This window comes from Rhizobium sp. BR 250 (genome assembly GCF_047445855.1).
In the GTDB taxonomy this organism is placed as follows: domain Bacteria; phylum Pseudomonadota; class Alphaproteobacteria; order Rhizobiales; family Rhizobiaceae; genus Agrobacterium; species Agrobacterium tumefaciens_I.
In genome coordinates this window covers 42,007-55,448 of sequence record NZ_JARWKW010000013.1, presented here as the reverse complement: position 1 = coordinate 55,448, position 13,442 = coordinate 42,007, and the positions used below count along the sequence as shown (strand labels likewise).

Below are 13,442 nucleotides of genomic sequence, written 5' to 3'. Positions count from 1 at the left end.
CGGGCTGTGTTGCCGGTTTCAGAATTCGACGACTTGCCGAACGGCGCTTCCGTCGTGCAGGCGGTCGAACCCTTCATTGATGTCTTCGAGTTTCAGCCTCCCGCTCAGAAGGCGGTTCACCGGCAAGCGGCCATCGCGATAAAGGGCGATGAAGCGCGGAATATCCCGCAGAGGTACGCAGGTGCCGATATAGCTGCCCTTGAGCGTCCGCTCCTCACCGACCAGTTGGACGACATTGACCGGCAGGGCCGCACCCGGCGGCGGCAGGCCGGCAGTAATGGTTGTGCCGCCGCGACGGGTCATCCTGAAGGCGTTTTCGAGGGCGCGAATGGAACCGGCCATCTCGAAGGCATAGTCGGCACCGCCGGAGGTGATTTCGCGAACCTGTTCCACGGCATCCTCATCGCGCCCGTTCACGACGGCGGTCGCGCCAAGTTCGCCGGCAAGCGCAAGCTTTTCCTCGGAAAGATCGACGGCGACGATCTTGCTGGCGCCCGCTGCCCGGGCTCCGAGAACCGCGGCAAGGCCAACACCGCCAAGCCCGATGACGACGGCGGTCGAGCCGGCCCTGACCCTGGCCGTATTTACCACGGCGCCGACGCCCGTCAGAACCGCGCAGCCGAAAAGTGCTGCCTCGACAAAGGGCAGGTCCCGTTCGATCTTGACCAGTGAATTGCGCGACACGACGGCATATTCGGCGAAAGCCGATACACCAAGGTGATGATGGACGGCCTGACCATGATAGTTCAGGCGGCTGGCGCCACCCAGCAGCCTGCCTGCGGCATTGGCGGCGGCGCCCGGTTCGCACAACGCGGGCCTGCCTTCCGCACAGGGCAGGCAATGACCGCAACTTGGCATGAAGACCATGACCACATGATCGCCGCGCTCAAGATCGCGCACGCCTTCTCCCAGCGCCTCGACGACGCCTGCCGCTTCATGCCCGAGCGCCATCGGCATCGGGCGGGGCCGGTCACCGTTGATGACGGAAAGATCGGAATGGCAGAGGCCCGCGGCGCGGATGCGGACGAGGACTTCGCCGGGCCCGGGCGGAGCAAGCTCGATCTCTTCGATCGCAAGCGGTTTGCTGGTGGCGTAAGGGCGAGAGATATTCATCTCTCGCAATATCGCGGCTTTGACCTGCATTCTTTCTCCCTCCACGTATAGTCGTTCATCAACGCCATCTTTCCACGGCATTGATAGCATGCGCAATTCCATCAACCGCTATACCCGGTCCCTGCCGACATGTTCGGCGAGGAAGTCTATGAATGCGCGGATGCGGGTCGCAAGGTGCTCATGTCCGGCGAAGACGGCATGGATTTCTTCGATGTCTTCGGGATTGTAGTCCTCCAGCACCGGCACGAGTGTCCCGGCATCGATATCGGGCTGGACATGGAACTGGCCCACGCGGCCGAGACCGCTGCCGGCAAGACAGAGCCGGCGCATGATCATGCCGCTGTTGACGGAGCTGTTACCGGATACCGGCAGGCGGTAGATTTCCGTCGATCCCGGATTGCGGAACGGCCATTCATTGAGGCTGCGACGGAAATTGAAGCTGAAGCAATTATGGGCTGAAAGATCGGCCGGTATTTTCGGCATGCCATGCCGTTCGATGTAAGCCGGAGAGGCGATGATGACCCGCCGGCTGTCGAGAAGTTTCCTGGCTTTCAGGGACGAGTCATCCATGGCCCCGGAGCGGATGGCGATATCCGTCCGCTCCTCGATCAGGCCAATGATGCCATCGGTCAGCGAGATATCGAGCTGGACTTCGGGATAGAGTTCCAGAAAGGCCGGGACGAGCGGGAGGAGATACCGTTCGCCGAAGCCAACGGAAGCGTTCACTCGCAACAATCCCCTCGGCACCAGTTTTCCGCCCGCCGCCACGATCTGCTCCGTCTCGGCGATGTCTGCCAGAATTCTCCGGGCCCGTGCCAGATAGACCTCTCCCTCCGGCGTCAGCGTCATCATGCGGGTGGAACGGACGAGCAGGCGGGTTCCGAGCCGGTCTTCGATGCGGGTGACGAGCTTGCTGACGGCCGATGGCGAGAGTTTCAGGCGTCGTCCCGCTGCCGAAAAACTCTGCAATTCCGCAGCACTTACAAACACTTCCATTTCACCGGTGCGATTGTCCATGTGCCCGCCTGTGAATTTAATTCAAAGCTATTTATCCAATAGTGTCGATTATCACGCAAGCCCTCTTCGACCATATTGCATCACAGCAATTCCAACCGACAGCAACGCTGTCCCTGCAACCCTCACCCGGGCGGTGAGCGGAGAGGAACCTGTCATGCCCCTAGCCATCTTCGCCTTGACGATCGCGGCCTATGCGATCGGAACAACGGAGTTCGTCATTGTCGGCCTTCTGCCAACGGTGGCGAACGACCTTCACATCACCCTGCCGCTTGCCGGCCTCATCGTCAGCGTCTATGCGCTCGGCGTCACCTTCGGCGCGCCGATCCTGACGGCGCTCACCGGCAAGATTGAAAGAAAGCCGCTCCTGCTTGGCCTTATGGCCCTGTTCATCGTCGGCAACACCGTCGCGGCCCTGTCGCCGAGCTATGAGCTTCTGCTCGTCGCCCGCGTTCTTGCGGCCTTCGCTCACGGTGTCTTCTTCTCGGTGGGCTCTACCATCGCCGCCGATCTCGTGCCGGAAAACCGTCGCGCCTCCGCCATCGCCATGATGTTCATGGGTCTGACGGTCGCCATCGTCACCGGTGTGCCGATCGGCACCTATATCGGTCAGGTCTTCGGCTGGCGTGCGACCTTCTGGGTGGTGGCCGCTCTCGGCATCGTTGCCCTTGCCGGTATTGCTGCCCTGTTGCCGAACACGCTGAAAAAAGCCCCTCCGGCGAGCATTCTCGATCAGGTCCGCGTGCTCGGTTCCGGCCGCCTGCTGATCGTCTTCGCCATGACCGCACTCGGCTACGGGGGCACCTTCGTCGCCTTCACCTTCCTGGCGCCGATCCTTCAGGATGTTACCGGCTTTTCGGAATCCAGCGTCAGCCTGATCCTTGTGCTCTACGGCATTGCCATTGCTGCCGGCAATATCGGCGGCGGCAGGATCGCCAACCACAATCCGGTCAAGGCACTGATCGGCCTCTTCCTGGCGCAAGCCATCGTGTTGCTCGTCTTTTCCTTCACGGCCGTCTCGCCGGTCCTGACCCTCATCACGCTGGTAGCTCTCGGTTTCCTGTCCTTTGCCAATGTCCCGGGCCTGCAGCTTTATGTCGTGCAGCTCGCCAAGGAACACCGCCCGGGTGCCGTCGATGTTGCCTCGGCGCTGAACATCGCCGCCTTCAATCTCGGCATTGCCATCGGTGCATGGCTCGGCGGTCTGGTCGTTGAATCGCCGCTGGGCCTCGCAGCAACCCCGTGGGTTGGCGCCATCCTCGTCGCGGTCGCCCTGCTGCTGACCATCTGGAGCGGCGCACTAGACCGCCGCGCGGCCCCCGTGCTGAAGGCCGCCTGATGCCTGAAGGCCCGGCGTATATGCGCCGGGCCGACCCCACCCGATTTATTCTGGAGAATTCTGATGTCCCCTTCAAACACAGGCCATTCTTCCGCGCTTGACCTCATTCGCAAACCCGCAGGTGGCCTGACGCTCGGCATCGAACTGCCGCTCGACAATGACTGGTCACCGGAGCGGGAAGAACAGCGCGCACGGGAAGGCCGTCCCTTCGGCGTTCCCGATCTCACCCGCTATCCCGCTCTCATCCGCCAGGTCGACCGTTCCGGTTTTGCCGCCGTGTGGATGCGCGACGTGCCGGTCTTCGATCCGAATAATTTCGGCGATGCCGGTTCGGTCTATGATCCCTTCGTCAATCTCGGCTACCTCGCCGGTATCACCGAAAACGTGGCCCTCGGCACGGCGGCCATCGTCCTGCCGCTACGCCATCCGATGATGGTCGCAAAGGCCGCAGCCTCCGTCGATCAGCTTTCCGGCGGCCGGCTGATCCTCGGCGTCGCCTCCGGCGACCGGCCGGTGGAATATCCGCTGCTCGGTCTCGATTTCGAGGGCCGCGGCGAAGCGTTTCGTGGTGCCGTCTCCTATCTGCGCGATGCCTGGAAGACCGGTGGTCTGCCGCTCGGGGACGGCCGGATCGAACCGAGCCTCGATCTGCTGCCGAAGCCGCAGCAGTCGCAGATTCCGATGATCATTGCCGGGCAGGGCCAACAGTCACCGGACTGGATCGCCGCCAATATGGAAGGGCGGTTCGTCTATCCCAACGGGCTGGAGCGGCTCGCCGCCCAGGCGCGTGATTGGACCGCTACCCGTAAAGGTCTCGGCCTGCAGCGCGGCGCTTTCGTCAGCGCTTTTCATCTCGATCTCGCCGATGATCCGGACGAGCAGCCGACACCGCGCCGTTTTGGCGCGCGAATTGGGCGCAATGCCTTCATCGACCATCTCAATGCGCTGGAAGACGCCGGCGTCGATCATCTCGCACTTCTGCTGCGGCCTTCGCGGCGGCCGCTCGATGAGGTGATCGACGAATTGTCGCGCGATGTCCTGCCTGTCCTCAACCGCCAATCCTCCCCGGCGAAGACCGCTGCGGAATAACCAAGGAGAAACCAATGCACAACGTAACCGCCAATGGCGCCACCATTCCGGCCCTCGGCTTCGGCACCTTCCGCATGCCCGGTCCCGATGTTCTCAGGATCGTTCCGCATGCGCTGAAGGCCGGTTTCCGCCATGTGGATACCGCGCAGATTTATGGCAATGAAGCGGAGGTCGGCGAAGCCATCGCCAATTCCGGCGTCGCTCGCGGTGATATCTTCCTGACCACCAAGGTCTGGGTCGAGAATTACGGGCATGACGCCTTCATCAAATCCGTCGATGAGAGCCTGAAGAAGCTGAAGACCGATTATGTCGATCTGCTTCTGCTGCACTGGCCGAATGAAACGGTTTCGCTTGCCGAGCAGATCGGCGCGCTGAACGAGGTGAAGGAAGCCGGCAAGGTTCGCCACATCGGCATTTCCAACTTCAACACTGAATTGATGGCTGAATCGGTCAAGCTCTCCAAGGCCCCGATCGTCACCAACCAGATCGAATACCATCCCTACATCAACCAGGACGTCGTCATCGCTGCGGCGAAGAAGGCCGGCATGTTGATCACCGGCTATTATGGCATGGCCGACGGCAAGGTCTTCAACGACGCCGTCCTCAAGGACATCGGCGCAAGGCACGGCAAGTCGGTCGCGCAGGTGGTTCTGCGCTGGCTTGTTCAGCAGGAAGGCGTCATTGCGCTGTCCAAAACGGTTGGCGAGGCCCGCGCTGTCGAGAACTTTGCGATTTTCGACTTCGCACTCTCTGCTGATGAAATGGCCGCCATCCATGCTCTGGCTGTTCCGGGTGGCCGCATCGTATCGCCCGACGGCCTCGCGCCGGTCTGGGACAAGGCTGCCTGATATCCGCAGGGGAGGGGCGTTACGCCTCTCCCTTCATCTGTTCAAATGCCTATCGTGGATGAAACGCGTCTTCGACAGGAGGAACGTTCGCTTCGTCTATTGATACCCTCAGAGATCGAGACCGATGAGGGCCTGCCGCATCACATAGGCGTCGACATCGACACCGGTCCAGTATTTGATGCCGATGACACCCTGATTGACCAGCATGCCGAGACCATCGGCCGTCTTGCAGCCCGCGGCTTCGGCGGCACGGATCAGCCGCGTGCGCGGCGGATTGTGGATGCCGTCGGCAACGACCATGGAGGGGCGCAGCGTTCTTAGATCGATGTCGGGCAAGCCGTCTATATCGGGATAAAGGCCGACCGAGGTGGCGTGAATGACGATATCCGTCTCCTCTGGAATGGCGAAGGTGTTCTCCCATGCGGCGAAGACGGCGGCGGCGGGCGTCTTTTCATCGATCAGCCGCGCCACGGTTTCACCACGTTCCCGGTTGCGGTTGACGATGGTGATATGCGCCGCACCGGCGAGTGCCACCTCGACACCGACCGCACGCGCCGCTCCACCGGCACCGAACAGCACGACCTTCTTGCCCTTCGGATCGACGACATCGCGAAGCGCCTTGACGAAACCCTTGCCATCAGTGTTTTCGCCGATCAACCTGTCGCCCCGCCGGACGATGGTGTTGACCGCGCCGATGATTTCTGCGGATTCGCCCAGGCCGTCGAGATGCTCTATGACCGCGACCTTGTGGGGAATGGAGCAGTTGAACCCGGCCCAGCCCATGGCGCGCGCGCCCGCCACGGCATCCTTCAGGTTTTCGGGGCTGACCTCCAGATTGATATAGCGCCAGTTCAGGCCGTGATGCTGATAGGCAGCCTCGATCATGGCGACCGTCGGGTTTTCCCCGGCCGGCATGGCGAAGGAGCCGGTGATCTCGGCGAGGAAGTCATGGGGCATGGTTGTTCTCCGTGGATGAAATGTCATGGGCGCGAAGGCCTGCAAACCGGCTTTCGCGAATATGATCGCCGACCCGCAACGCCTGTGCCGCAACGGAGAGCGCTGGATTGAGCGCGGCCGAGGACGGGAAGAACCCGGCATCGACGACGTAGAGATTGGGGTGATCGTAGGTCAGGCAGAGGGAGTTTAGCGCCGCCTCGTTCGGGTCGTCACCCATGCGGACGGTGCCGCATTGATGCGACGGCGCTTCGATGCCGAAGGAATGGCCGAGAACGACGGGAAAACCATTTTTCCTCAATAATGAACGCATATGCCGCACAAATCGCTCATGGGCTTCCCGGTCGCCCGGACGGTAGGCCACCTCCGCGCCATTTTCCCCCAATGGCTTTACCCGGCTGTCATATTTCGGCGTGTCCTCCGACATGACGAGGAAATCGACGCTGTGGCGGGCAAGAAGATTGGCAAGAGGTCTCGGCATCCAGGGATAGGCCGCGCGGATCATCGGGCCCTGAATATTGCCCAGCATCTGGACATTGCCGCGGGCGGCCTCATCGCCCGGCGTGCCGTCATAAAAATCGTTGAGCGACATGGTTTTCGGGAAACGGGTGTCGTTGACGGTGAATGGCAACAATCCCATCAGCCCGCTTAAATGGTGGTTCATCAGGTAACGACCGACGACACCGGAGGAATTGGCAAGGCCGTTCGGGTTCTTCTCGTCTGCCGAACGAAGCAGGATGAGGGCGGAATTGATGGCCCCCGCCGAGAGAACGAAAAGCGGCGCCTCGATTGTCGTGATTTCGCCAGCCCGTTCGATTGCCGCCGCCACGATATGTTTGCCATCGGCATCGGCAATCAGCCGGCGCACCCGCGCGCCGGTCAGCAGCGAGACATTTGGGTGTTTTAACGCCGGGCGCAGAAGCCGGGTCTCGGCATCGCCCTTGGCATCGAAGCGGCACACGAAGGCATCGCAGGTGCCGCAGCGTCGACAGAGGCCGCCGGGGCCATAATCGATTGCCGAGGGCATGTGGAAGGGGCGCAGCCCCAGCCGCTCGAAGCCCTTCGACACGCGCCCGATGAGGGGTTCGTGGGGGATCGGCGCATGCATGTAGGGTGCCGAGCGCGGCGGCTCGGTCGGATCGTCTCCGGCCCTGCCCCTGACGCCGAAAAGCCGTTCGGCCTCGGTATAAAACGGTTCAAGCTCCGCATAGGACACGGGCCATGCGGGCGAAACCCCATCCTCATGCGCAACTTCGCGGAAGTCGCGGTCGCGAAAACGGAACATGGCGGTTCCGTAGAATTTGGTATGGCCGCCGACATAATAATATTGTCCGGGACGATAGTTGCGCCCGGTTTCATCGCGGTAGAGATCGGTGGTGCGATATCGGTTTTGAACGAAAACGGCTTCCGCATCGGCATTTTCGGGTTCGTTCGGTAGTTTTTCTCCCCGCTCGATGATCAATATCTTCGCACCCGTCGCGGCGAGTTTCAGTGCGACCGAGCTTCCGCCGACGCCGGAGCCGATGATGACGATATCGGGTTTACCGTGTGGATCCCCCTGTGAGCTGAAAGACATGTCTCCTCCTCGCAATGCGCTTTTTGGCCGAGGATAGTGATTGCGGTTGGATCGGCCATTCCCGCCTGCCGCGTTTTCTTGTATGATTGCCGCATTCTTCTGCCACGATTTGCGAGAAAGGTCGAAAGAGATGGAGCCATGGTTCGAGGCCGTCAGCGTCCCGGCCGATCGTTCTTGGCTGCTGTTCGATCGCCGCCTGCCGGAATTTCCCTTCAACTGGCACTACCATCCCGAATTCGAGCTGACCCTGACGCTCAACAGTGCCGGCATGCGTTTTGTCGGGGATTCGGTGGAGAGCTACGGCGATGGCGATCTCGTTCTTCTCGGTCCGAACCTGCCGCATGCCTGGCAGTCGCAGGCATTGATAGAGACGCCGGGCGTTCATCGTGCGGTGGTCTGCTGGTTTACCCGTGACTGGATCGAGGGACTGATCGCGCTGACCCCGGAACTGACCGCCATCAAACCCCTGCTGGAAGAAAGCGGCCACGGCATCTGTTTCGGGGAGGCGGAGCTGGTGAAAGTGCGGGAGCGTCTGGCGACGCTGCATGAAATCGCGCCGGAACAGCAAATATTGACGCTACTTGGTGTCCTAGTCGATCTTTCCCGGGCATCAGACCGCAGGCCGCTTTCGAGCGGAGAAACGAGCGCCAGCACCGTGCCGCGCGACCGGGCGCGCATGCAGCGGGTGCTCAGTCACATTCATGCCCACTATACCGGAACCATCAGCATCAAGCCCCTGAGCGAGATCGCGCATCTCAGCGACAGCCAGCTGCAGCGGCTCTTCAAACGCTCGACCCGCATGACGATCAGCCAGTATGTCGGCCAGCTGCGCATCGGCGGCGCATGCCGCCTGCTTGCGCAGACGGATCGATCTCTCGCCCGGATCGCCGAGGAGACCGGTTTTTCCGACCCCGCGCATTTTTCGCGCCAGTTTCGCGCGGCCAGGGGCATGACGCCCGGCGACTACCGGCGGCAGTTTGCATCACGTTCCCGGGTGAGCGACGGTTGATGTCTCAATTTTCCCGAGGCTTGCAAAGCAGATGGGCGGAAGTTGCACTCCGCGGCGTCGTCAAAGCGGCTGTGGTGCCAGCTTCGGCAGGGTAAACCTTTCGCCGAAAAAGTGCAGCCACAGGCGCTCGAGGATGTAGCCGTAGACGGCGCCGGACACCGAGAGCTTGCGCAGAATGTCGATGGATGCGCTGGGGACGGAAGCGACCCTGCTGTTGCGCACGGCGAAGATGGCGCCGTAGGAAAATACGCCCACCATATGGCGCTCGGCCTCCGCCGCCAAATCATCGAGTCCGGCCAGGTCGAGGAAGTGGCTGGCAATATTGGCCCCTTCAGGCAGGCCGTGGATGGCGCGGTAGACGTTGCCCATACCCCAGGCGCCCTGATCGATGAAGTCGATCGGCCCCCAGGTCAGCAGCGAGAACCGTTCGAGGCGCACGCGCGGTCTCCCGAAAAGGCCACGCTCGTATTCGGAAAGAAGGAGCGGCGGCGGCACATTTTTCTCTGAGAGCCATTGCCACGACATCGGTTGTAGATCGGCCCAGCTTTTTCGGGTGTGCAGCAAGCCAATGAAGTCCGGGCTGTGTTCGAAAGGACCTGCCTGGGCATAGACGGTGAAACCGTCATCGTCCCGCACATTGGTCAGCATATGATGGAGGTATGTTTCCGACTCCCGCCCTTCATTGGGACGATCGATGATCTGCGACGCGCGCTGCTGTATGCCGGGCGCTTCGATTTTATCGCCCTTGTTGTAGATGATGACTTCGAAGTCATCGGGGATGAGCTTTATCCAGTCCAATGGTTCGCGATAGCGGGCAAGCACGACACGATTCATCAAGGGCCTCCAGAGCGCCGCAGGAACCTGAAAGGAAGCCTTCGCATCCGCCAGTTCCGACTTCAGCCTATGACATGAACATCTTGCTCGAGGCTGGTTGTAACCCGGGTAAACCCGCACCCACCGGCCCGGTTTTCGCCTCGGTGTTTTCCGGCACAGCCTGTACTGCCGTGGCCCTCGGCAACCATGCAACATTGGCCAAGGCGGCGATGCGACACGCCGGACGATCGCCACCGAACCATGCCCCGGTGAAGCGGACCGCCGGGTAACGGCGGTCCGTCGTCATGGATCAGTGGCTGGCTTCCTTCGCCGCCTTTTCGATGACCGCGGCTACCTTTTCGGGCTGCGAGGCGAAGACCGCATGGCTGGCCTTGATCTCCGTCACATCGCTGCCGGCACGTTTTGCCATGTCGCGCTCGAGATCGGGATTGATCGAGCGGTCCTCGGTGGCGACGACCGACCAGCTCTTTTTCGTCTTCCAGGCGGGATCGCCGATCTTGGCCGAGAAAGCTTCCTTGGCGGCGAAGACCTGCGATCTGGCGAGGAATGCGGCCTCGTCCTTCGGCAGGTCGGCGGCGAAGTCGTTCGCGAAGGCGGCGGGGTCGATATAGAGAAATTGTCCGTCCTTCGTCTCACGGATGTTCATGCCGCCGGCCGGCTTGGAACTTGCAAGGCTGAGCAGGCTTTCGCCCTTATCCGGCTGGAAGGCCGCGACATAAACGAGACCGGCGACATTGGGATTGTGTCCCGCTTCGCTGATGACCATGCCGCCATAGCTGTGGCCGACAAGCAGCGTCGGGCCATCCTGAAGATCGAGTACCCGGTTGGTCATGGCGATATCGTCAGCGAGCGAGGTGATCGGTTCCTGTACGATCGTGACGTTGAAGCCCCGCTTTCCGAGGATTTCGGTCGCCTTGCGCCAGCCGGAGCCGTCGGCGAGTGCGCCATGCACGATGACGATGTTCTTCACCTCGGCAGCCTGTGCGGCGAAGGCGATTGCGCTGGTGGCGAATGCGAGTGCGAGGGTTGCGATGTAACGGCGGTTCATGGGTCAACTCCTGTGGTTTGGTATCAGGTTGGGGAAGGGGTGGTTCAGCCGAAGGTGAAGGCGTAGGCCTCCACACCCGGATCGAGGAAACGGATTTCGAAGTTCCGTGCTTCCACGTCTGCGGACTGGCGGACGAGCTGGTAGAGTCTGGTGGATGTCACGGAGCCGTTGCCATCGGCATCGGTGTCGGCACCGTGGTTGGCCCCGGGGGCCTTGCCGTCGATCGTTACCTGGAAGCGGACAGGCTTGCCGGAGGGGCCCGGTCCGAGAACCAGATGCAGGTCGCGGGCGCTGAACCGGTAGGCGATACCACCGCCCGGCTGGTCGAGCGTTGCCTGCTCCGCACCCACGGTCCAGGTTCCGGAAAGGCCCCATTGGTTGAGGCCCGGTTCGGCGACCGAATAGCTGGTGGCGGCATCGGCATGCAGGGTTTCCCGCGAGGCGAAACTGGTGGCACGCTTGTAGCCGAGATAGGTTTCGCCCGAGCGGATATTCTCCAGATCAGGGCTTGCCTCCGCGCCCTTCGCATCGGGCGTCACCGGCGCGCTTGCCGCCATCTCGCTGCCGGCCTCGCGCAGCAGGTCCTGGATTGCCTGTTCGGTCTGGGGATAATTGCCTTCGCCGAAGTGGTGGTAACGGATCTGGCCCTTGGCATCGATCAGATAATGGGCCGGCCAATAGCTGTTCTCGAAGGCGCGCCAGATCTTGTAGTCGTTGTCGATCGCCACCGGATAGCCGATCTTGAAATCGCCGATTGCCTTTTTGACGTTGTCGATCTTCTTTTCGAAGGCGAATTCCGGAGCATGCACGCCGATGACGACAAGTCCCTGATCCCGGTATTTGTCTGCCCAGGCACGCACATAAGGAATGGTGCGGATGCAGTTGATGCAGGAATAGGTCCAGAAATCGATGAGCACGACCTTGCCCCGCAACTGTTCGTTCGTCAGCGGCGGCGAGTTGAGCCATTCGACTGCGCCGTCGAGCGAAGGTGCGCGGCCTTCGACGGGCAAGTCGCTGCGGAACGGCCGCGAGGTATCGGCGGCCGTGACCACCGCGCCATTGCTGGCGACCTCCGACGGTGCGCCGGACGCCTGCCTTGCATGCAGCCGGTCAAGCACGGCCTGTTCGAAGGAGGCGGTGCTGGCATAGGAAAGGCGTGCCAGAAGTCCGGTATCGAGGCCGAGCGCGATGACCGAAACGCCGGCCAGAACGGCAGCTCCCAGGACCTGGCGGATTCGCTCGCTGACACCGAGGGAACGCTTCATGCCCGCAAAGATCCTGCCGCCGACAAGCAATGCGACGGCAAGCGAGGTGGCGGCGCCGGCGGCATAGGCCGTGAGCAGGAAGGTTGTCTCGAGGTTTGCGCCCTGCAGGGCTGCGCCCGTCAGCACGAGGCCGAGGATGGGGCCTGCGCATGGCGCCCAGAGCAGGCCGGTGGCAATGCCGAGGACCAGCGAACTTGCGGCGGTCGGCGTGGAACCGGCGCGGCCCGAGGCATTCAGCAGCCGGTTGCCGAAATCGACGACCGGCTGGGTGACGATGCTCGCGATGCGCGGCGAAAGAAGGCTGACACCGAAGACGGCGAGGAGCAGCAGGGCCGCGAGGCGACCATATTCATTGGCATGGATCGCCCAGCTTCCGCCGACCGCCGCAAGCGTCGCGACGAGTGCGAATGTGGCGGCCATACCGGCCAGCATGGGCAGGGTGCTGCGCATGAAGGGCTGCCCGGCGCGGGCGAAGACGAAGGGAAGGATAGGGAGGATGCAGGGGCTGAATATGGTCAGCGCACCTCCAAGATAGGCAATGATAAGAAGCGTCATCATCGTTTCCTTTGAAACCGGGGTTCGGGCTCTGGGCGGCGATGCGGCTCGACCAGCAATGGAGCCAATCTGGTCGAGGTGACGTATCCCGGATGTGTCCGGATCCGGGTCGAAATGTATCGGTGTGTAGGAATTGTGCTTGCGCCCTACAGAGTGAAACATGGGGGGCTGTCAGGCTCTACGGTCGCTTGCGGCGGAAGTGATCTTCCGTGGGGGAATACGGGCCGGCTCCCCGGATCTTGTATGGGAAGATATCGTTCCGGCCCGTTGTTACCCTTTGATACATTTCGGGCATTCCGTGAAACATGCCGGATACGCCGATCCTCCAAACCGTTCCCCGTCAAAAAACATCGCTATCAGCGACAAACGAAGGAATGTTCCATGACGAAGATCGAAAAGGTTCTCTATACCGGCAAGACGCACACCACCGGCGGCCGCGACGGTTTTGCGCGCAGCGACGATGCCGAGCTCGACATCAAGCTGTCTCCTCCCGGTACCGCCCGGCCGGGCACCAATCCCGAACAGCTTTTCGCAGCCGGCTGGTCGGCCTGCTTCATCGGCGCGATGGGGCTTGCCGCAGGCAAGCGCAAGCTCAGGCTTCCCGCCGATACCGCCGTTGATGCGGAAGTCGATCTCGGCACCACGGACGGCGCCTATTTCCTGCAGGCCCGCCTGAATGTCAGCCTGCCCGGCCTCGATGCGGAACTCGCCCGGGCGCTCGTCGAGGAAGCCCACCAGACCTGCCCCTACTCGAAGGCGACCCGTGGCAACATTGATGTCGAGCTGAACGTCGCGTGA

General features: G+C 61.9%; 12 protein-coding genes. 5 read left to right on the top strand and 7 right to left on the bottom strand.

What is annotated here, in order from left to right:
- Positions 1 to 18 precede the first annotated feature (18 nt).
- Positions 19 to 1,143: a zinc-dependent alcohol dehydrogenase family protein gene (locus QD336_RS19660; RefSeq protein WP_499171833.1), complete on the bottom strand. Its 1,125-nt coding sequence runs from the start codon at positions 1,141 to 1,143 to the stop codon at positions 19 to 21.
- Positions 1,144 to 1,221: 78 nt separating this feature from the next.
- A complete protein-coding gene (locus QD336_RS19655; RefSeq protein ID WP_499171832.1) occupies positions 1,222 to 2,130 on the bottom strand; it encodes a LysR family transcriptional regulator in 909 nt (302 codons plus the stop codon).
- A 154-nt stretch (positions 2,131 to 2,284) separates the two neighbouring features.
- Between QD336_RS19655 and QD336_RS19650 the strand changes: the two genes are divergently transcribed.
- The 3 genes from QD336_RS19650 to QD336_RS19640 all read left to right on the top strand — a co-directional run bounded on the left by QD336_RS19650 (position 2,285) and on the right by QD336_RS19640 (position 5,403).
- Positions 2,285 to 3,466, top strand: coding sequence for an MFS transporter (locus QD336_RS19650; RefSeq protein ID WP_499171831.1), 1,182 nt, complete (start codon positions 2,285 to 2,287; stop codon positions 3,464 to 3,466).
- A gap of 63 nt (positions 3,467 to 3,529) precedes the next feature.
- Entirely contained in the window at positions 3,530 to 4,555 is a 1,026-nt protein-coding gene (locus tag QD336_RS19645) for an LLM class oxidoreductase (RefSeq protein WP_499171830.1), read from the top strand.
- A gap of 14 nt (positions 4,556 to 4,569) precedes the next feature.
- A complete protein-coding gene (locus tag QD336_RS19640; RefSeq protein WP_499171829.1) occupies positions 4,570 to 5,403 on the top strand; it encodes an aldo/keto reductase in 834 nt (277 codons plus the stop codon).
- Positions 5,404 to 5,511: 108 nt separating this feature from the next.
- Here QD336_RS19640 and aroE read toward each other — a convergent pair whose 3' ends face one another.
- Positions 5,512 to 6,360 carry a shikimate dehydrogenase gene (gene aroE / locus QD336_RS19635; protein ID WP_499171828.1) on the bottom strand — a complete coding sequence of 283 codons (849 nt, stop codon included), beginning with the start codon at positions 6,358 to 6,360 and terminating at the stop codon, positions 5,512 to 5,514.
- Complete coding sequence (locus QD336_RS19630; protein ID WP_499171827.1) at positions 6,350 to 7,933, bottom strand: GMC family oxidoreductase N-terminal domain-containing protein; 1,584 nt, start codon at positions 7,931 to 7,933, stop codon at positions 6,350 to 6,352. Before QD336_RS19630 ends, aroE begins: the two co-directional genes overlap by 11 nt.
- A 130-nt stretch (positions 7,934 to 8,063) precedes the next feature.
- Between QD336_RS19630 and QD336_RS19625 the strand changes: the two genes are divergently transcribed.
- Positions 8,064 to 8,942, top strand: a complete 879-nt coding sequence (locus QD336_RS19625) for a helix-turn-helix domain-containing protein (protein WP_499171826.1) — start codon at positions 8,064 to 8,066, stop codon at positions 8,940 to 8,942.
- 60 nt (positions 8,943 to 9,002) lie between these two features.
- On the opposite strand, the gene QD336_RS19620 is transcribed toward QD336_RS19625, so the two are convergent.
- The 3 genes from QD336_RS19620 to QD336_RS19610 all read right to left on the bottom strand — a co-directional run bounded on the left by QD336_RS19620 (position 9,003) and on the right by QD336_RS19610 (position 12,644).
- The gene (locus QD336_RS19620) at positions 9,003 to 9,776 is read right to left on the bottom strand and encodes a hypothetical protein (RefSeq protein WP_499171825.1); all 774 of its coding nucleotides are present in this window, start codon (positions 9,774 to 9,776) and stop codon (positions 9,003 to 9,005) included.
- 289 nt (positions 9,777 to 10,065) lie between these two features.
- Positions 10,066 to 10,824: an alpha/beta fold hydrolase gene (locus tag QD336_RS19615; protein ID WP_269344770.1), complete on the bottom strand. Its 759-nt coding sequence runs from the start codon at positions 10,822 to 10,824 to the stop codon at positions 10,066 to 10,068.
- 44 nt (positions 10,825 to 10,868) lie between these two features.
- Positions 10,869 to 12,644, bottom strand: a complete 1,776-nt coding sequence (locus QD336_RS19610) for a cytochrome c biogenesis protein DipZ (protein ID WP_269344772.1) — start codon at positions 12,642 to 12,644, stop codon at positions 10,869 to 10,871.
- A 381-nt stretch (positions 12,645 to 13,025) separates the two neighbouring features.
- On the opposite strand from QD336_RS19610, the gene QD336_RS19605 reads away from it, so the two are divergent.
- Positions 13,026 to 13,442: an organic hydroperoxide resistance protein gene (locus tag QD336_RS19605; protein ID WP_269344773.1), complete on the top strand. Its 417-nt coding sequence runs from the start codon at positions 13,026 to 13,028 to the stop codon at positions 13,440 to 13,442.

Bases quoted from the DNA above. Each gene is read 5' to 3' on its own strand.
- QD336_RS19645 (WP_499171830.1), top strand. From the start codon at position 3,530: ATGTCCCCTTCAAACACAGGCCATTCTTCCGCGCTTGACCTCATTCGC.
- QD336_RS19610 (WP_269344772.1), bottom strand. From the start codon at position 12,644: ATGACGCTTCTTATCATTGCCTATCTTGGAGGTGCGCTGACCATATTC.
- aroE (WP_499171828.1), bottom strand. From the start codon at position 6,360: ATGCCCCATGACTTCCTCGCCGAGATCACCGGCTCCTTCGCCATGCCG.
- QD336_RS19660 (WP_499171833.1), bottom strand. From the start codon at position 1,143: ATGCAGGTCAAAGCCGCGATATTGCGAGAGATGAATATCTCTCGCCCT.
- QD336_RS19615 (WP_269344770.1), bottom strand. From the start codon at position 10,824: ATGAACCGCCGTTACATCGCAACCCTCGCACTCGCATTCGCCACCAGC.
- QD336_RS19630 (WP_499171827.1), bottom strand. From the start codon at position 7,933: ATGTCTTTCAGCTCACAGGGGGATCCACACGGTAAACCCGATATCGTC.
- QD336_RS19620 (WP_499171825.1), bottom strand. From the start codon at position 9,776: ATGAATCGTGTCGTGCTTGCCCGCTATCGCGAACCATTGGACTGGATA.
- QD336_RS19650 (WP_499171831.1), top strand. From the start codon at position 2,285: ATGCCCCTAGCCATCTTCGCCTTGACGATCGCGGCCTATGCGATCGGA.
- QD336_RS19655 (WP_499171832.1), bottom strand. From the start codon at position 2,130: ATGGACAATCGCACCGGTGAAATGGAAGTGTTTGTAAGTGCTGCGGAA.
- QD336_RS19605 (WP_269344773.1), top strand. From the start codon at position 13,026: ATGACGAAGATCGAAAAGGTTCTCTATACCGGCAAGACGCACACCACC.
- QD336_RS19625 (WP_499171826.1), top strand. From the start codon at position 8,064: ATGGAGCCATGGTTCGAGGCCGTCAGCGTCCCGGCCGATCGTTCTTGG.
- QD336_RS19640 (WP_499171829.1), top strand. From the start codon at position 4,570: ATGCACAACGTAACCGCCAATGGCGCCACCATTCCGGCCCTCGGCTTC.